Source organism: Desulfosarcina variabilis str. Montpellier (assembly GCF_048565275.1).
In the GTDB taxonomy this organism is placed as follows: Bacteria; Desulfobacterota; Desulfobacteria; order Desulfobacterales; family Desulfosarcinaceae; genus Desulfosarcina; species Desulfosarcina variabilis.
On record NZ_CP159846.1, the window covers coordinates 7846877 to 7865588 of the forward strand.

General features: G+C 49.4%; 17 protein-coding genes. 4 read left to right on the forward strand and 13 right to left on the reverse strand.

What is annotated here, in order from left to right:
* The first annotated feature begins 101 nt into the window (after positions 1 to 101).
* Together Dvar_RS35485 and Dvar_RS35490 are read left to right on the forward strand one after the other, a co-directional pair.
* Positions 102 to 1364 carry an NAD(P)/FAD-dependent oxidoreductase gene (locus Dvar_RS35485; RefSeq protein WP_419657982.1) on the forward strand — a complete coding sequence of 421 codons (1263 nt, stop codon included), beginning with the start codon at positions 102 to 104 and terminating at the stop codon, positions 1362 to 1364.
* Positions 1354 to 3339, forward strand: a complete 1986-nt coding sequence (locus Dvar_RS35490) for a DUF1365 family protein (protein WP_419657984.1) — start codon at positions 1354 to 1356, stop codon at positions 3337 to 3339. The genes Dvar_RS35485 and Dvar_RS35490 overlap by 11 nt, the downstream gene beginning before the upstream one ends.
* A gap of 28 nt (positions 3340 to 3367) precedes the next feature.
* Here the strand turns inward: Dvar_RS35490 and Dvar_RS35495 are convergent, their stop codons facing one another.
* Both Dvar_RS35495 and Dvar_RS35500 read right to left on the reverse strand, forming a co-directional pair.
* On the reverse strand, positions 3368 to 4753 hold the full coding sequence (locus Dvar_RS35495) for an SDR family NAD(P)-dependent oxidoreductase (RefSeq protein WP_419657985.1): 1386 nt from the start codon (positions 4751 to 4753) through the stop codon (positions 3368 to 3370).
* Between the two features lie 407 nt (positions 4754 to 5160).
* Positions 5161 to 5799: an SOUL family heme-binding protein gene (locus Dvar_RS35500; protein ID WP_419657986.1), complete on the reverse strand. Its 639-nt coding sequence runs from the start codon at positions 5797 to 5799 to the stop codon at positions 5161 to 5163.
* A gap of 258 nt (positions 5800 to 6057) precedes the next feature.
* Between Dvar_RS35500 and Dvar_RS35505 the strand changes: the two genes are divergently transcribed.
* Positions 6058 to 7497: an ISNCY family transposase gene (locus tag Dvar_RS35505; protein ID WP_419657988.1), complete on the forward strand. Its 1440-nt coding sequence runs from the start codon at positions 6058 to 6060 to the stop codon at positions 7495 to 7497.
* A gap of 164 nt (positions 7498 to 7661) precedes the next feature.
* Here the strand turns inward: Dvar_RS35505 and Dvar_RS35510 are convergent, their stop codons facing one another.
* The 11 genes from Dvar_RS35510 to Dvar_RS35560 form a co-directional block, all read right to left on the reverse strand.
* The gene (locus Dvar_RS35510; RefSeq protein WP_419657990.1) at positions 7662 to 8681 is read right to left on the reverse strand and encodes a hypothetical protein; all 1020 of its coding nucleotides are present in this window, start codon (positions 8679 to 8681) and stop codon (positions 7662 to 7664) included.
* A gap of 288 nt (positions 8682 to 8969) precedes the next feature.
* Positions 8970 to 9296, reverse strand: coding sequence for a hypothetical protein (locus Dvar_RS35515; protein ID WP_419657992.1), 327 nt, complete (start codon positions 9294 to 9296; stop codon positions 8970 to 8972).
* 227 nt (positions 9297 to 9523) lie between these two features.
* Positions 9524 to 9745, reverse strand: a complete 222-nt coding sequence (locus Dvar_RS35520) for a hypothetical protein (RefSeq protein WP_419657994.1) — start codon at positions 9743 to 9745, stop codon at positions 9524 to 9526.
* A gap of 462 nt (positions 9746 to 10207) precedes the next feature.
* Positions 10208 to 10933 carry a hypothetical protein gene (locus Dvar_RS35525; RefSeq protein WP_419657995.1) on the reverse strand — a complete coding sequence of 242 codons (726 nt, stop codon included), beginning with the start codon at positions 10931 to 10933 and terminating at the stop codon, positions 10208 to 10210.
* A 516-nt stretch (positions 10934 to 11449) separates the two neighbouring features.
* A complete protein-coding gene (locus Dvar_RS35530) occupies positions 11450 to 11893 on the reverse strand; it encodes a GNAT family N-acetyltransferase (RefSeq protein WP_419657997.1) in 444 nt (147 codons plus the stop codon).
* Between the two features lie 18 nt (positions 11894 to 11911).
* Positions 11912 to 12664 (reverse strand): class I SAM-dependent methyltransferase, encoded by a 753-nt coding sequence (locus Dvar_RS35535; RefSeq protein WP_419657999.1) that lies wholly within the window; start codon positions 12662 to 12664, stop codon positions 11912 to 11914.
* 266 nt (positions 12665 to 12930) lie between these two features.
* The gene (locus Dvar_RS35540) at positions 12931 to 13476 is read right to left on the reverse strand and encodes a SelL-related redox protein (RefSeq protein WP_419658001.1); all 546 of its coding nucleotides are present in this window, start codon (positions 13474 to 13476) and stop codon (positions 12931 to 12933) included.
* Between the two features lie 15 nt (positions 13477 to 13491).
* Positions 13492 to 13905, reverse strand: a complete 414-nt coding sequence (locus Dvar_RS35545) for a CBS domain-containing protein (protein ID WP_419658003.1) — start codon at positions 13903 to 13905, stop codon at positions 13492 to 13494.
* A gap of 82 nt (positions 13906 to 13987) precedes the next feature.
* Positions 13988 to 15079: a S1C family serine protease gene (locus Dvar_RS35550; RefSeq protein ID WP_419658005.1), complete on the reverse strand. Its 1092-nt coding sequence runs from the start codon at positions 15077 to 15079 to the stop codon at positions 13988 to 13990.
* Between the two features lie 198 nt (positions 15080 to 15277).
* Entirely contained in the window at positions 15278 to 16246 is a 969-nt protein-coding gene (locus tag Dvar_RS35555) for an alpha/beta hydrolase family esterase (RefSeq protein WP_419658006.1), read from the reverse strand.
* 109 nt (positions 16247 to 16355) lie between these two features.
* Positions 16356 to 16667, reverse strand: a complete 312-nt coding sequence (locus tag Dvar_RS35560) for a hypothetical protein (RefSeq protein ID WP_419658008.1) — start codon at positions 16665 to 16667, stop codon at positions 16356 to 16358.
* A gap of 923 nt (positions 16668 to 17590) precedes the next feature.
* On the opposite strand from Dvar_RS35560, the gene Dvar_RS35565 reads away from it, so the two are divergent.
* Complete coding sequence (locus tag Dvar_RS35565) at positions 17591 to 18577, forward strand: fasciclin domain-containing protein (RefSeq protein ID WP_419658010.1); 987 nt, start codon at positions 17591 to 17593, stop codon at positions 18575 to 18577.
* The last annotated feature ends 135 nt before the right edge of the window (positions 18578 to 18712 follow it).

Consider the following 18712-nt stretch of genomic DNA (forward strand, 5'->3'; position numbering starts at 1 on the left):
TCTGTTATTTTTTAAATGGCCGCCTATGATTGGGAATACTCGAAAAAATAGCCTCTAAAATCGTTTTTTTCTAATTACTTTTTTTTATAAGGATACCTCAAATGCGGATTGCAATTGTCGGCGGCGGCGTTGCTGGTATCGCCGCGGCCTATCTGATTCAACGAATTCATCAGGTCTCGCTTTATGAGAAGAATGATTATATCGGTGGTCATACCCACACCATTACGATACCCGACGGTCCGGATGCCGGTACACCGGTGGACACCGGGTTCATCGTCTTCAATGATCGCACCTATCCAATATTGAATCGGTTATTCTGTGAGCTGGGTGTTTCCAGCCGCAAAAGCGACATGTCTTTTGGCTATTTCCACGAGAAGGGCGGATTCCAGTATGCCACCAGTAACTTCAACAGCCTTTTCGCCCAGCGCCGCAACCTCCTCGCCCCCGGTTACTGGTCCATGCTGGCTGAAATTCTGCTGTTCAACCGGCTGGTACGGCGCAGATTGCAAAAAGACTTGCTGGAAGGCATTTCCCTCGGTCAGTTTTTGCGTCGGTTTCGATTTTCGGACCGCTTCAGAAAGCAGTACCTGTTCCCCATGGTGGCTGCCATCTGGTCGGCACCGGACGTGGATGTGGGCCAGTTTCCCATGCTCACCTTCGCACGCTTTTTTGACAATCATGGGTTGTTGACAATCCACCGCCATCCGCAATGGTACTATGTGGCAGGCGGCAGCCACACCTATGTCAAGGCGTTTCTCGATCAATTCCAGGGCGAGGTATATACGCGAGCCGATATTGTATCCATTCATCGCAATACCAATGGCGTCATCCTGAAACATGCTGACGGCTCGACGCAACCGTTTGACCGGGTAGTGATTGCCACCCATGCGGATGAGGCCTGCCAACTACTGGCCGACCCGTCCGATGACGAACGACGCCTTTTGGGTACCTGGCGATACAGCACCAATCAAATATACCTGCATACGGACCTCGCATGGATGCCTTCCAACCCCAATGCCTGGGCCTCGTGGAATATTATCCGTGGAATCCATTCTGACAACCGTTCGCCCGTAACCCTGACCTACCATATGAATCGCCTCCAGCAGCTGAAAACCAGGAATCAATACCTGGTCACCTTGAATCCTTTCAGGCCAATCGCCGAAGAGGAGGTCATTGCCCAGATGACCTATACGCATCCCGTTTTTACTTTCGAGAGCCTCAGGACCCAGCCCGAGCTTCCCGACCTGAACGGCGTGCGCAACACTTTTTTCTGCGGCAGCTATTTCGGATATGGTTTCCATGAAGATGCGGCCCGGTCCGGCGTTCAGGTAGCTGCCGCCATGGGGGTTCGGCATGAACTCTAAACTGTATACCGGAAGCGTGGAGCACGAACGATTCCAACCGGTCAGTCATCGGCTGGTCTACAAACTTAATATGTACGCTTTGGATCTGTCAGAGTTGGAGATCTTGGATCAACGTTTCCACTTGTTCGGATACAACCGCCTGCGACCCGTTTCGCTATACGATCGGGACTATCTGGGTCAGCAATCGGTAAGTATTCGTCGTAAAGTGCTCGAGCATTTATCGGCACATATCTCGACAGACGATGTAAAACAGATCATTTTGGTTACGTCCCCGAGATGGATGGGCTATGTCTTCAATCCGGCGAGTTTTTATTTCTGTTTCTCACCAAGCGGTCGCTTGCTGGCTGCGGTGACTGAGGTCAACAACACGTTTGGTGAAAAGCATGTCTATGCGCTCTCAACCCAATTGCAGGCAGACGGCGATTTTCCGGCCCGTTTTCAGGCGGACAAGGCCTTTCACGTATCGCCGTTCAACACTATGGAAGGGGCCTACCAGTTTACTTTCGCCGACATTCGAGAGAAACTGGACATCTGCATTGACCTGCATCGCAAGGGAGAACATATCCTGCGAGCCCACCTGCAGGGAGATCCTTTGCCGCTGACACCTTACAATCAAATGAAAACAGTGCTCCGACACCCCATCAGGCCTCACTTAACCATTCCCAGAATCTATCGGGAAGCGTTTAAACTGTTTTTCATTCGCAGGGTTGACTTCTTCAGCAAGCCGGTACCCCGCAGCCCCATGACCATTGGGAGGCTGCCACCCACAACGATCCAGCGCTACTGCATGAAATTAATCCTTGATCACCTGACCCGATCAAACCGCGGTCGGTTGCGCATCACCTTGCCGGATGGTTCGCATGTCGCGTTCGGGGAACAGGACCTTCAACACCAGGCCCACATGACGATCAACGACTACCGTTTTTTTTCGAGGGTGGTGCTGGGATCGGATATTGGCCTGGGTGAAGCCTTCATGTTCGATGAATGGGATACCGAGGATATCTCCTCGGTTCTATGCTTTTTTATCCGTAACCGCCAATCCGTCAAAGATGGCGATTTTAAAGCAGGGATACTGATAAAGGCGCTGGAGAAATTGCGTTTTTTGTCGCGCGCCAATACACTGAGCGGGAGCCGCCGCAACATCAGACGTCACTACGATCTGTCCAATGCTTTTTTCCAGACCTTCCTGGATGACTCCATGGCCTATTCGTGTGCCATCTATAGCCATCCGGGGGAGCACCTGGAAGCGGCTCAGAAAAATAAGTACCGAACCATCATGGATAAACTACGATTGCGCGCCGAGGATCATCTGCTTGAGATCGGCTGCGGATGGGGCGGGTTTGCCATTGAAGCCGTTCGACGAACCGGATGCCGGATCACCGGCATTACGATCTCCAAAGACCAATACCATCTCGCCCGGGAGCGGGTTCGCCAAGCCGGTCTACAGGATCGTATCCACATCCTTTTTCGTGATTACCGCAAAATGAATGGACACTTTGACAAAATCGTCTCTATCGAGATGCTGGAAGCCGTAGGGCATGCCTACTATGGCACCTTTTTCCGGCAGCTGGATCGCCTGCTGGCCTCCGATGGCATTGCTGTCATCCAGACCATCACCATCCCCGACCAGCGCTATGATACCTACCGAAAAACGCATGACTGGATTCAAAAGCACATTTTTCCCGGAGGCCTGTTGCCTTCATTGACGGTTCTGACCCGCGCCATGACCCGTCACTCCAGCCTGATGGTCGACCACGTGGAAAACATTGGCAACCACTATGCCACCACACTGGCCCAATGGCAGCGTCGATTTAAAGAGAACCAGGACCAGGTAACCCAATTAGGTTTTGACCGCGTATTTCTTCGGAAATGGGCATACTATCTGGGAAGCTGCGAAGCTGGATTCCGCGAACGGGTGCTGGGGGATTTGCAGTTGGTGCTAACCCGGGAAGGCAATCGTCGGCTGGCTGATTAAGCCAGACCGGACACTTCATCCAAAGCCTTTACCAGTTCAAGATTGTCTTTTGATGAACTGCGTGTGTGGCCAAAAACATGGGTCGTACGGATTTTTCGATCCAGCCAGAACTGCCGGATGCACGATGGGCGTCTGGCGCAGCCGCAAGCCAGACGATTGTATCGGCGCCCTGCGCCGGTGTCCGCAGCCAGGGGCGCAGCTGTCGGTGAAAGGCCGGTAGAGACCGTTCCAGGCCGGGGGTGTCGACCCAACCAGGATGCATGGCATGCACGCTGATTCCCGAAGCAGCCCACTTCCGGGCCCACGTCTCGGCAAGAATGACCAGGCCCCGCTTGGCCTGCGCGTAGGCCGTGGGACCATCGTAATCGGAGGGACGCGGAGTGAGCCCTTCCGCGCGCATCCCCTGGGTGTACATGCCCCCGGAGGCCACGTTAATGATCCGGGCGTCGCCGGAGGCTTTCAGCGGGGGAAGCAACAGGCGGGTCAGCAGGTAGGGGCTAACCAGATCCGTGGCCATGGTCCGCTCGATACCCTCTCGGGTTCGATGGTAGCGGTTGAACAGAGCGCCGGCATTGTTGATCAGGACGTCGATATGATCATGGCGGCGAAGCAGGCGCGCGGCCAGGTCCCGCACCTCGGCCAGCAGGCTCAAATCGGCCTGCTCGGTTTCGATGGTGCCCTCGGCAGGCAGCCCTGCCAGCTCTTTGCGCAGTTGGTTCAGTTTTTCGGCATCCCGGCCGACGACCACCAGTTTGGCTCCCCGGCGAACCAGTTCGCGGGCAACCGCCCTGCCGATGCCGGATGTTCCGCCGGTGAGCACCATGGTCCGCCCGGCGTACAGGGCGGACGCCACCGGCCGGCGATGTTTTCCCAGCGTGTAGCCCAGGGAGGTGAAACCTATAAGGCCGGGCAGGATGGCCCGGTCGGCCAAACGGGTCATGGGGGTGAGCGTCGGCACGGATCGGGGGAATCCGTTCAATACCGCCTGCAACCGTCGGATGGTCCAGCTGGCATAATGATCGAAGAGCGCCCGCCCGATGCGGTCAGCCAATGGGGAATGGCGCTGGTCGAAGGTTATCTCGACCGCGTAGGTCAGCCGGGTGCCGACCGGCCGCGGCTCCAGTCGGATCCGATCAACGGCGCGAAAGCCGGCCCCCTGGCCGGCCATTACGATCAGACGCGGCGGGGCCATCTCCCGGATGCGGTAGATCATGGGGATCCGCTTCCATCCCATGCGCAGGTTGACCGCGAAGCGGCTGCCCACACCCGGCATTCCCTTAGTGAGTTTACGCGCCGCGAAAACCGTGGGGTCCCACTCCTCCACCGTGTCCCACCGGCACAAATAGGCGAAGACCCGATCCGCAGGCAGGTCCAGGTCGATGGTCTTGTTGATGTGCCACACGCTTTTCGTCATTCACCCGTCCCTTCTTTAACTGGTTGGTCAATCCTATCATTTTAATCCCAATAATAATTCAATCTTTGGCCGCTGTTCATGCTTGTCAAACCAACTCGGGCAACTATTTTAAGAGCCACAACATGTATATTCCCAGCTATAGAGTAACCGGAGGGCAACGACGATATGGAATACTATCATCCCATATCCAGCGAAGACTTCGTTGAAATCGATTTTTACAGCCGAATATCTTGCGAAAACCAGATTGTTCGGTGTTTGTAACACTTCGCCCCGAAGCCAGTTCTTCAAAAAGTACCAATGCCTATGGAACGGGATATGTAATTCAAAAGCCAGTCAAGAGGGAGTCATTTCTTCCCTCCATCATTGCTTTGGTTAAAAAATGATTTTAGATAAAACTCACTGATGATTTATTGGCTTTGAACTGGAATCAAAATTTCGTTTCTTCTCATAAACCATGGCACAAAGGGTGGATTGTATCGCGCCCATATCGCCGCGCCGATAATTTTCCAGTCTTTTTTGGATATCCATTCTATGAGTTTGGTTGCATGTTCCTCATATCGCTTTTTACCCCAGGTTCCGGAATATCTGATAACCGCCACGGTTTTTTCTTTCTCTTCCCTCAACGCAATCCGCTCGTCATCCGGAATTGGCAGTGTATCCATGGTGTAGGCGGATGGCATCATAAACGCAATGCGCCAGCGACCGTTTTCCCGCGCCTGGCTGACTGGGGCGGTCATGGCAATTTTTTCGGATGCAGGATCCTGGCTGACGGGGGCAGTCATTGAAATGGATTCCTTTTTTTGGTTCTTTCCCCCGATGTAATCTGCCAAACGTCGAAAGCCTTCACTCCCGACCGCTTCGAAATCCCCTTGCACGTAGGTCTCTGCCACAATATATGGTGAATACTTGCGCAATTCAAAGTCGCCTTGGGTTTCCAGAACGCGGTAGCTTGGCTCTTCGATTGCCATGGCGGGCGCTCCCATTGAAATGAGCAGGGCTGCTATAAAGATGCCTACGCGCGTCGTGTCTTTAAAATTGTAAATCATCAACTTTTTCCGTTTTTTTTACATTTTTTTTGGCACCGTCTAACTAGTGCCTGGCCGGAAAGCCGAAAAGGATAGAATTTCAATGAATTAGCCTGGAAAATAAAAACGAAGATTTTTCGATTCGGTGCAGTTTTTACTTGCATCCGAAGGCCATAGTCGATAGTTAACATGTTGGTTAAACAAGAAAAATCAACTTTTACTGATTTTAGCGAATCAGCTTTTCAGACCAAAAACGAAAAATCTTCGTGAAAAAAGGCTATGAGAAAAATCATCGAAAATCAACTGAAAATTGGCCAAGTGGATATCTCAAAAATCGAACTGGATCTTCGCTCTCGGGACGAAATCCCGCAACTTCTATTGGGTCTGCAGGCCATCTACAATGATCGTCCGACTCGGCAGAGGGTATTTGAGATTTTGGAACAGGTCGTACCGGATGATATCGATACTGGAAACGGCAGGCCCGGTATGGAATTGTGGTCCATTTTAGTGCTGGGTACGTTACGGCTCAACTGCAATTGGGATTACGACAAGCTGTTGGAGATCGCCAACAATCATAAAACCGTGCGAGAATTTTTAGGCCATACGATTTTCGATTTTGATGCCCGGTATGCGTTGCAAACCCTAAAGGACAACGTCTCCCTGTTTACCCCGGAGCATATCGACCAGATCAATCAAGTGGTGGTAAAGGCCGGCCACAAAATGCTGGGATGTGATACAGAATCCTTAAGAGGAAGATGCGATTCCTTCGTGGTAGAAACCGATGTCCATTATCCAACCGATATCAATTTACTTTGGGATGCGATACGAAAAATAATTACCTTGATCGCCGTGGAGTGTTTTTCAATGGGGATTACCGAATGGCGTCAAAGCGAGTATATCCTTCGTAAAATCAAAAAGGCGTTTAACCTGGCCCTTAGACTCAAACGGTCGAATGCGAAAAGCGAAAAACGCAAAGCGGAACAAGAACAGCGGATCATAAAGGCCCACCAGCAATATATCGATTTGGTCAGTTCGTATGTTGAACGAGCCAAATTTTCGCTTGCATTTTTAAAGCAGTCCGGCATGGGAAATATAGCGAAAATCATGATGATCGAAAAATTTATCCTCCATGCAGAACGCCAAATCGATCAGATTTTCCGCAGGGTGGTAAAAGGCGAAAAGATTCCCCATAGCGAAAAGGTATTTTCGATATTTGAAGAACATACCGAATGGATCAGCAAAGGCAAGGCGGGTGTGCCACAGGAGTTGGGGCTAAAAGTTTGTATTCTTGAAGATCAGCACGGCTTTATCCTTCATCACCATGTGATGGTAGATCAGACGGACGATCAGATAGCAGTGGAAATGGTTGCTGATACCCAGAAAAAGTATAACGGGCTGACCAACTGCAGCTTCGATAAAGGATTTCACAGCCCGCAAAATCAACAGGAACTTAAACCGCTGCTGGATCAAGTCGTGCTGCCGCGAAAGGGGCGACTTTCAAAAGAAGCACATCAAATCGAAAATACAGAAGATTTTATCCATGCCCGGCGTAAACATGCAGCCGTGGAGTCTGCGATCAATGCATTGGAAAACCATGGTCTGGACCGCTGTCCCGACCATGGCCTCGACGGATTCAGCCGATATGTTGGGCTGGCAGTATTGTCCCGGAATATTCAAAAAACCGATTGCCGGCTTCACCCCACTCAGACTTTCAAATAAAGATACGCAGAACTAAGCGTTGATTTTATCGGGAAATTGGAGCCACAAGATCTTGTATGATGTGGCTTAATATATTGAATTAATATATATAAACGTCCATAGCAGTTGTGTTGCATTTGACAGATCACGATGTATGTTAACGCCATCTTTTGTCTTCCATTCTTCTAAGGGGCCCATTGATTGATTTGCACACGAAAACCATGCAATTCAGCCAAATGAGAAATTTCGTCTATCTGATCGACGGATATATCTCGACCGATTGTATAGCTTTCATAACGTCCTTCCAATGCCAATACCATCGTTTCCGCCATACAGGCATAAGCCATTCGAGGGGGTAAACCGAAATCAAAACGAAAATCGACCTTTCCCGGAATTTCTATCATCCCGCCATTGATAACGCGAACGTCTTTGCGGTGATGGCGTACATCGGCGGTAACATTAAAAGGCCGTGCAACATCACAGATGATTGCACCGCTGGATAAATGTGACGACTCTATGAATCCTTGTCTGGCGTTTGTAGCCGTTATTATCAACTGCGCATCAGCCAGTGCGTTGCAAGTCGTAGCCCATCGCACCCGCTTAGCACCAAATTGAGTGGATAGGCGTTTAACTGCCGCCAGGCGTTCGTCGGAACGACCAATGAGTATAATTTCTTTGACCAGAGGACTTAATTTTTTCACACAGGCTTGGCCTATTGATCCGGTTGCACCCACAACTGCCGCGACAGCCTCTTCCAGACGATAACCCTCCAGCCGGGCCGCATCAATGATGGCTTGAACGGTTGCAGCTACAGTATAGCTGTTGCCGGTTGTGATTGGTGTGTCCAGCATGCGGGATATGCTGATACCCGCATCGCCAACGCTTGATGTAAATGCCCCCAAACCGATAATCTTGGCCCCCATTCGCTGGCCTAATCTGCAAGCTTGAGCGATTTTATGGTAAGCTTCTTCGACTGGAATCGTCATCATTCGACGCGTAGTCAATGGACAACCAACAAACCAGCCCTCGATTTGTTTTCCGTTTGCAGCTGAACGAATACCGGTAATGTGGGACAGGTATGCGGGTGGGAAATAGCGAGAAATAAAATTGATCAACGATTCTGGGAAATATCGTAAAAATTTATATTTTTTCGCTACATCGGCTTTTGTGTTTATAGGGTGTAAAACAAATGCAAAATTATCCATAATCAAACAGCCGATATGGTCTATTCACTTATAACGTATCCGATTACATCAATATATACGATGTCCGTCAAAAATAAGACTTCATGCCAATTATAAGTAACAGTGTTTTGATCATTTTGGTTGATGCTTGGGATATCAATATTCTCATAATTACGCTCATTCCAAATATAAAGTAGCCCCAGCAAACGCTTTTTGTCAAATGTTAGAATAGAAGGTCAATGATAAAGGGAATGGAATATTAATGGACAGTCATGCAGGTGCTGGCTATCCAGCCCTTTATAGGTAGTACTATTGCTTATTCCTTTCTTGGAGCAATTTAAAAGTCGAAACGTGTGGCTTGTTTTTTATCTTTTTTCGTTTTGGTTTCGGTTTTTTCGGTCCTCGGGGATGCTTTTTGAATTTTGAAAGCTCTACCTTTGATGCAAGATCTCTGAGCACCTTCACCATTTGGGCATCTGTCATCTTATGAAACACTTGCCAATGGTCAGATTTAATGGCGATCTTCATGCCTGGATAAATGGTTGAAATTTCATTTGAAACATAATAGCCCGATAACTGTTGGTCTATAACGTCAGCACCATGTACGCTACCTAATGCAGCTTTGATGACTGACATGATGATATACGCCACCAAAGCGACACAAAAACCGAACAATGCGGCCCGAGGGTAGCCCAAGGTGTTTATTTCTGAGTTCAGATCTTGAGCCAGATGCTGAAACGCTGTTTCGATTGTCCACCGATCTTGATATAATAAAGTAATGGTTTTAGCGTTGGCGGCACCCTTGGATAAATTTGAAATGATACATATCTCGGTGTCGCCATTGCGTGTTTTTTTCTTCAGTTTTACGCGAATGCGCCTGAAGATGTGTTCTTTGCCATTATCGCCGTGAACCGATATGGAATGACTTCGATGGGCAAACGTCGCTCGATGTCGTATACAACCAATGATTTACCCGGAAGTGGACCGGAACTGATATCGCGCAGCTCTTTGAGCCGATGCTGACTTTTTTCAATGCAATTGCCATCGAGCAGTTTGATCCGTTTTCCCGGCAACAGTGGCGGCATGGTGCCCCCAAGATCACGAATAGTTGAACAACTCGTTCAGTTGGTCCGGATTCAATACACGTTCCATAAGGCCCCGGGCCATGACGCAAATCGGGCTTTGTTCCACAAACGGCTCGAACACAGAACTCAACATAATGATCCCCCCAAGTATGATTTTCGGCCATGCTTTATCTCAAACCGAGAGAAATGTTAATCATTATTATGAGTTCTCATAATCTCATTAGAGAATTTATAGTACTACCTTGAAAGGGCTGGATTTATTCACCAACGTAACGGTGTCCACGTCGAAGCTTTCAGGCAGGCCTTCGAGCCAGAAGCTACGACGACGTTAATCTCCATCTAATAAATCTAATTTCGATTCTTAAAAATTTGGTGCCCATGTCATAGCGTTTTTTTCGGTACTCATAAATAGGCTATACTGAGTGTTATCTACGAATAATTGGATCTTTAACAGTGGCATTTTCAAATTCTATTGCTGGCGGTTCTTATCACTTCAAAAGCATGAACTTTTATCTCTATTAATATTGGCCAATTCATGGGTTTGCCGCTGAGGCCTCTTGGTGTTACTTTTCTTACTGAAGGAAATAGTACGCCATTTTTTTCTTCATGCTTTAAAACAACATTGGTTGCCTGGGCATACTTGCTTATTATATCGGCTGTGTAATCATGCTGAAATAAAAGTCCATTATCCACATCAAAATGAAACGATTGTATGGCATTGTGAGTGGGAATCGAGTTGGGAAAGGTTGCTTGCAGGCAACTATCGGTCTTTTCTTCCCAGATTATTTCTTTATTCATTAATAGAGCAGGGAATGTAAAATAATTCCAAAACGCATAATTGGCAAAGTATGCCATATCCAGGTCGTCCCAGTAAAATAGTCTTCGCCCATATGGGAAATACGTCCTGGCATTTTTCCTTTCTGCAATTATTTCATTTCTTTGATTTTCTAATCTAACATTGCCATTATCAAGTATTCCAGAAATCCTTTTATCATTACCAATTGGTGTAAGTATTGAATATGGCCGATTTATTGCCATTTTTATGTTGGCGCGATTAAAAAACTGTCTTCTTTTAAGTGTAAAGGCTAATCCTTTAACACTTACTTCTGCTTCAATAACATCGGAATTTAGCCAAAGGTTAGCACCGCCATACACTTCAATCGCCTTTTTTGCTATCGGGCTCAGCATAACTATCCTTTTATTTTTCGTTCGTCCTCAAGTCTCATGAATCTCATATTCACGAATACTTTCAGTATCCGTGAATAAGGAATGTTTCAACAAAAGGGTTGCTATTCGAAGACCAATCTTAATCCGTCATTCTGTTAATTGCCAGCGATTCTATGGGATACACATCAACAGCAATCTCTCAGGTTAGACTTATTGCAGTATATCAGATTGTAACGGAGATAGGTGTTGATTTGGGGCATGGCGATAGTTCAGATGTTATAAATTGAAATTTCTTGGGGCGGCGAGCTTAATTAAAAGATTGAATAGTTGCTTAGCGGGCATTGATATTAAAATCATCCGGCCCGGAAGGTATGTTTTGGTTATCCCACGAAAAACGGCATGTTCGAAATTTCATGTATCTTGCCAGAACCCATAAATGTCAAGGAATACAGAAAATATGCATTTAGCAAATGGATATCGTAGGCAGCACCTTTGCTGCTGTCATATTAATTCGTCATTCAGATTGATTTGTACCTGCTATTTTTGGATCATGATCCTGTATTTCGAAAAAGTGAAATTCGCTTTACCGTAGGCCTTTATGGCAGCCTGGTTATTCTCATGTACATATAGCCGTAATTCCAAACCATTTTGTTCCTTCATTTCCGATCTAATCGCATCCAACAGTAAATCCATATACCCTTTTCCACGATAGTCCGGTTTGATGTACATACTTTGAATCCACCAATAATATCCAGCACTCCAATCACTCCACTCTTTCAGAGCGGATGCGCTGCCTACCGGTTCATTGTTCTGATTCATCAGCACCCAATACATGGCAATTGAACGGTCCTCAAGTGCCGCTTTGATTCCGTCCCTTAATGTCTTGGTATCCTTTTCGTGTCCCTCAGCTTCTCGCGCTTCTGCTGCGGTGAATTCGACAAGTTGATCCAGATCATTTATTTCAGTTCTTCTAACCTTCAAACTGGCCTCCGATATCAACTAAACTAATTTTCTGGCAATATAGACACCATAGCTGTATTGAGCTTTGTATTTCTCATACAGAGCGATTTCTTTTTTTTCGGCATTCACGATTGCCTGTGCTTTTTCACTGTTACCGTTCCGCTTTAGAAACGCTTCAAAACCGTCCTGCATAGGTCGGTAATAATTATCCAACCAGCAATGCTCCGGTAAAACAAAGTAGGCAACTGGTGAATAGCCGTTATTTTCCAGAATATCTATCTTTGAGGATGCCATGTCGATTTCTGGATATTCGTTTTTCCAATATTCCTGAAGTCCGGACGGACGGTCAGCCGTTAGCCAGGTGATCTCCGAAACGACGATCATTCCGCCCGTTTTGAGAAAACGCTTCCAGTCCTTTACGCCCTTTTCAAAACCGATATTGTATATCGATCCCTCGGACCAGATGACGTCATATTCCTCGTCGCCAAACGGCAGATTGTCCATCGAACAGCAAACGGTCGTTATTTTATCGGAAAGCCCCATGCGTTCTGCCCTGCCTTCAAGCACGTCAAGAAAATCCTGAAGGAAGTCCACTGCCGTAATTCGAGCGTCCAATAAGCGGGCCAGCAACAGGGTAGAAGCCCCCGTGCCACAACCGATATCGGCAATTTTTAACGGCGCAGTTCGGTCTATCATCGCCAAATTGAGGGCTTTCTCCGACTCTGCATCACCACCTGGGCCTTGCCGGTTCGCATTTTTATGAAGGTCTATCAAAAGTTGAAAGTCATCCAATGCTTTTTCCTTATCTGGTTGATGAAATGAAAGTGTTTCAATGATTTTCTTTATATCCTTGCTGCCTAATCACCAGTGGCCCGATGGTGCACACGTCAACGATGGTCATTCAAGCATGGATTTGCAGAGCATATCAGATTGTATAGAAAATACAAGATATTGAGGTGGCCGAAATGCCCGTTCGGTGCAGATTAGACCAGCAAAAAGAATCTATCACAGAAATATGCCGACCTGAGATTTATTGAGATAAGTGTCGCACCAAATGATCATGTAGCGCTTTCACTGCTCAGCACATCCAGCAGTACATCAGGCGACGGATGATCAGCCGGTCCGGAAGCATGGTGGCTGAACAGGATGCGGCCGTCGGTGCCGATGATGAAGACCCCTGGGAGCTGGCGCACGTCGCCTTGGGGAACGCCCATACCGTGCCCCTTGGCCATGGCCGTGACCCCCCGGAATACCATTTTGGCAGAGAGCAGGGCCACAGCCGAGGCCTGTTTGAGACGAAAAGCCTCGAAGAGCCGTTTTTCCGGGTCGGCAATCATAGGAAAAGGAACGTTGAACCGTTCTTTGAATGCCGCCGTTTGCTCGACGCTGCCCAGCCCAACAAGCACCACGTCAGCACCGAGGCGGTCAAAGGATTTTTTTTCGCGGCGCAACTGCGCCACCTGTTGGCGACAAAACGGTCAGCCGTAATGCCTTAAAAAAACCAGCACCAGTGGTTTCTGACGCCAGAAGTCGCCCAGCGACGCCTGCGAATGATCCCAAAGCTGAACCGCTTGTTGGCCGATTGCATGTATATCCAGTTCCATGGTCGACTCCTTTTCTCATTGGTTGGCCGTAGCTTCCCGAAGCCGTATGAGCGCACTTAAGCTGTCTGTCGTCACAACACCGACGAGCTTCCCCTCCCGGGTTACAGGCAGCAGATCGCATCGACATTCACTCAGTTTGGTGACGACCGAGTCCAGCATTTCCGTTGATTCGACGGAAGCGGCATCCCTGCGGATGATCGATACCACCGTTGCCTGGTCATCCTTACTGGACAATGCCGTGAGAAGGTCGGTCTGCCGCAGAACCCCCTCCAGAATGGCGTCGCTGACGACCGGGAAATCTTTCTGGGTGCCGGCCAGCGTAAACGCCGCCGCGCGCTGCAAACTGTCATCGGGGGCGAAGGCCTTGAATTCGCTGACCATCACCTGGTCAACCAGGATGCCACCAACAAGGGTAATGCGGCGTTTCAAGGGATGCGGTCCTTGTGAAATGGGTGGCCGGAAACCCGCAGTCGTCGCACCGCCTGCGGGAACCGACGGACGACCCGCTGAATCAGGAGATATCCATGATTGTCACCGTCACCGGACGCTCGCGATCACCCCGCCGAACCGTCAGACGGATGGATTGACCGATCTCAAATGTCTGCAGCATGCGCACGAAATCGTCGGTGTCGGCGACGGGTTGGTCCTCCACGGCGACAATGATGTCTCCCAGGATGCGCTGCCGGTAATCGATACCCTCGAGCCCGGCGCGATCGGCTTCCGAGCCGGGCATGACCCGGTCGATCACCACGCCGACGACGCCCATACTGGCGGCGGCCTGATCATCCAGAACGGCGATTCCGATTCCCGGCCGGGGGAATTTGCCCCTGGCGATCAATTGCGGCACCACCGTATTGACCACGTCCGCCGGTACGGCAAAACCGATGCCGGCGGAACTGCCGGATCCGGAGATGATCGCGGTATTGACGCCGATCAACAGTCCGCTCGAATCCAGCAGCGGCCCACCGGAATTGCCCGGATTGATGGCCGCATCGGTCTGAATCACGCCGGCCACCTCTCTTCCGGTGGCCGTGGGCAAGCGTCGGTTCAGGGCGCTGATCACACCGGTGGTTAGCGTGCGCGACAAACCAAAGGGATTGCCGATGGCCAGCACGCTCTGGCCAACCTGCAGGTCGCCGGATGTGCCCACGGGGATCGGTCGGATGTCGGTCGGTTGCCGCCGAAGACGGATCACCGCCAGGTCGTAATCCGGCGCACCGCCGACAAAGGTGGTGTCGATGGCTTCGCCGCTGTCCAGCCGGACCTGGATGCGTCGGGCCCCCTCAATGACATGGTAATTGGTCACCACATGCCCTTTATCGTCCCACAAAAATCCCGAACCGGCGCCCTGGCGGACCTGCCGGGCACCAAAAAAACCGGAGACCGCGTTTTCGGTGAAGATGTAGACCACCGACGGTGCGGCGGCGTTGAAAATGGAGATGGTCGTTTTTTCAATATCCGCCAGACTTCCCCGCGGGGTGATGATACGGGTATGGTCTTGAATACGGCCGCGCTCATCGGCCTGGCGGTTCCAGAAAAAAAGCCCTCCCGCAAGGGCAGCACCAAACAGTACAATTAAAAGGATGCGATGGGATGATTGCATTCGACAAGGTCCTTGTATGCGATTCGCGATGATGGTTTAAAGAGAATTCTCTTCAAATGCATATGAGAAATTGGGCCATCGTCTCTATCGAATATATCAAAAACAGCATGACCGGGTTTCATCGTTTGCTCTCCTTAACCGTTGCATGGACAATAGAAAGATCGGCCTGTCATTTTTACGTGTTGTGAAACATAGAGGTCAAGGGAATTGCTTGAAAAATGACCAGATCATTTCTGCGATATCAAAATCCAACAGGGGGTCATCATCTGGCAGTTGGGCGGTGAAATATGGACCTGGCCAACGATGTCCCCACTTTTTAACTTTGCACAAGACCGTAGCGCATGCATTCATGCAGTGGTCCCACCGCTGGACTTCGACCGCTCCATGGTAGAGACCGGATAAGGCCGGTGAGCCCTTGCAGCCGTTGGCTTCAATCCAAAATTGAGCCGAATCGTGAACGGAGATAAATGTTCGTTCACCCTTGCGGGCCCTCGATCGTCCGCCCTCGAAGGGGATATCGTCATCATCCATGCCATGAACGATAAGAATGGGCAGTGGTTTTTGGGGGGCTGGGATACACCATTGGGGGGCGTCGGCAGTTGGGCGGCCGCCGATGCTGGCGGCGATGGGGGCAACTGCGGCAAGCATATCACTGTGTTCGGCTGCAAATCGATAGGTCATCATCCCACCGTTTGAAAAGCCCGTCATGTAAACACGGCGTCGATCAACCGCCAGGCGCATACAGACATCGTCGATGGCCTTTTTCAGATAGGTCACGTCGTCGATCTGGTCTTCGGCGGCTTTTCCGCAGCAGTGTCCCGCATTCCAATGTTGCAGAAAGCCTAAGATACCGATGCCTTCCGGGTAAAGGACGATGAACTGTTCCCGATCGGCGAGGTCACTGAATCCGGAGAACCGCTCCATGCCCTTGGCCGTATCGAAGGCGCCGTGGATGACCACGACCAGCGGCAATTGAATCGAACCGTCATATCCGGAAGGAATGTGCACACGGTAATCGCGCTGAAATCCACCGGTGACAAGATCCATGTCTTGGCGGTAAGTGGACGGACCTTTTATGCTTGCCGATGGCAACGATCCGGTGCAAGCGTTCAGGAAAAGGATTGACGTCACCACGCCGAGCAAAACGAATTGAATGGGTCGGATCATATTTACCATAACCCTGTTAAGGCAAGACGTATCGGGAAGGCCCAATAATCACATGGTAAAAAGGCCGAATGATCGCATCCGGCCTTTATCGTATCGATGGGCGCCTCGATTATCCGGGAACGGAAACCGGAGCGGCTTTGCCGACGTATTCCATGGTTTCCTCATACTTGCCGCGCATGTCGATGGAACCCTGTTCCAGTTCTTTTTTAATGGGGCTCCAATCCGACGGACACTCCGTACGAAGTTGTTCAACCCGTTTGGCCATATCGTCCACCAGCATGTTAAGATCCTGAATGTTCATTAGCATCTTCTCTTTTTCGGCCGTTCCGAGTTTATCGATCTTTCGCATGGCATCGTACATTTTGGCTTTCCACGAGGTCATCTCCGATTCCATTGCCGAACAAAAGTCTTTAACATCCATTCCCATTCCTCCTTGTTTTTCAATAATGAGACATCGAAACAAATATGGAGAAAACTACAAGGTGGACCATGCTCAAAAAGAACGGCAAGATTGTTTATGAACAAGACAAAAGAGAGGCGCGAACCATAGGATCGGTATCTTGATTGGGAGCAATCCTTGTAGCAATTGATTGGATCATAGTACCAAGATCATGCTAAGGTCAAGGTTTGAAGTAGTGTGTTGGCGGCTGAATCGTCCCAACGAAACTGATAGGGGTCAAAAAGGGTCGGTTTTAATGGCATTTCATGTTATGGACATTTATCGAATCCTTCTGGTGTTGGCATCAACAACCGGACCCGTCAAAATTGATATCCCACAGTTGCAACCCCATAATTGAACCAGCTTAAATTGTATACATCATCACCATCGACGCCACCTTCCAGTATCCGGTAACCGGTAACCGCCTCATAGGCTCAGGCGATCATTCAGATCGTATCGCCATTTTAACGCCAGATCCAATGCCCGACCCGGTCCGCCCGCGAGTCCTTCGAAGTCGAAAATGGCTGCTTACCGTTCGGCAAAGGCCCACTCGGTAGTGAAGTTTAACAGGGAGGGCGAAGCCCACGTTGCCGTCAGATGCTGCTATAAACGCCCTGCCCGAGTCCTATGAAGAAGGCCAATGACAAATACTACTATTCAAAATAGAATATGGATGTTGTATAGGTCAAGGCGCAAGATGGTCAGGAATCATTGGATGTTCAGCTCAACCCATCGGGACAATTGAACTATTCCCTATATTTACTTCGAATGAAGTATCAGTAAAACAGGTGTTCCGGCAGTATTCACCTACCACTACATTCCTTTTCTCCTATCATTGCATCCAGTTAATTGATGTCAATACTGTCTCTTAACGATTTGATCAATAGCAAAAGGAAGGAAAGCCAATGAAATCTATCGACTCAAAATTCTTATCAATTATATCTTTGTTTTTACTATCTGTTTTCCTGCTTGCATGCAGTGATAGCGATGATCATGCACCGGTCAGTTCGGAACCAACGCTGAACATCGTGGAAACCGCCGTAGACGACGGACGATTTACCACCTTGGTCGCTGCCCTGCAGGCTGCCGAGCTTGACGATGACCTGTCCGGAGACGGTCCGTTCACGGTTTTCGCTCCCACCGATGATGCCTTCGACCTGTTGCCTGCGGGAACCGTGGATGCGCTTCTTGAACCGGCCAATAAGGCTACACTGATCGATCTGCTGCTGTATCATGTGATCGACGGCGAGGTCCCGGCAAGCGATGCAATTGCCTTGGACGGGACCAGTGCGGTGATGCTCAACGCCCTGAATGTCAGAATCGATGTAGTCGACGGCGACCTGATCCTTAACCTCAATGGAAACAGGGAGGCCATGGTGACGGTCACCGATATTGAGTGCACCAATGGTGTCATTCATGTAATCGACGCTGTTCTCGACCCCGGCGATGCGGTGGATAACATCGTCGATACTGCTGCTGCAAATGGAAATTTCGGTACGCTGGTTGCCGCCTTGCAGGCTGCTGAGCTTGACGATGACTTATCCGGAACGGGCCCGTTCACGGTTTTCGCGCCCACCGATGATGCCTTTGACCTCTTGCCTGCCGGCACCGTTGATTTTCTTTTGGATGAAGCCAATCAGTCGACGTTGATTGATGTATTGCTGTACCACGTCTTTGATGGATCTGTACTGTCAACCGCAGCGATCGCTTTGGATGGACAAAGCGTTACCATGTTGAATGGTGGAACCATGAGCCTTGACCTGGCAGCCAGTGAGCTGATATTGAATCTCGGAGGGAATCGACAGGCAACGGTAACCATAACCGATGTGCTCTGTTCCAACGGTGTGATTCATGTCATTGATGCGGTTCTTGATCCCGCCGATTCACCGTAACCTATATGAATATAAAGTGATAGTAAAAATCAGCCAATTGGCTATACATAAAAATGGCGATACGGAAAGGATTTGAAATGTTCTGTATCGTCGTTTTTGTTTTCGATTTCTGCTCTTATTGGAACTCGTATGCCA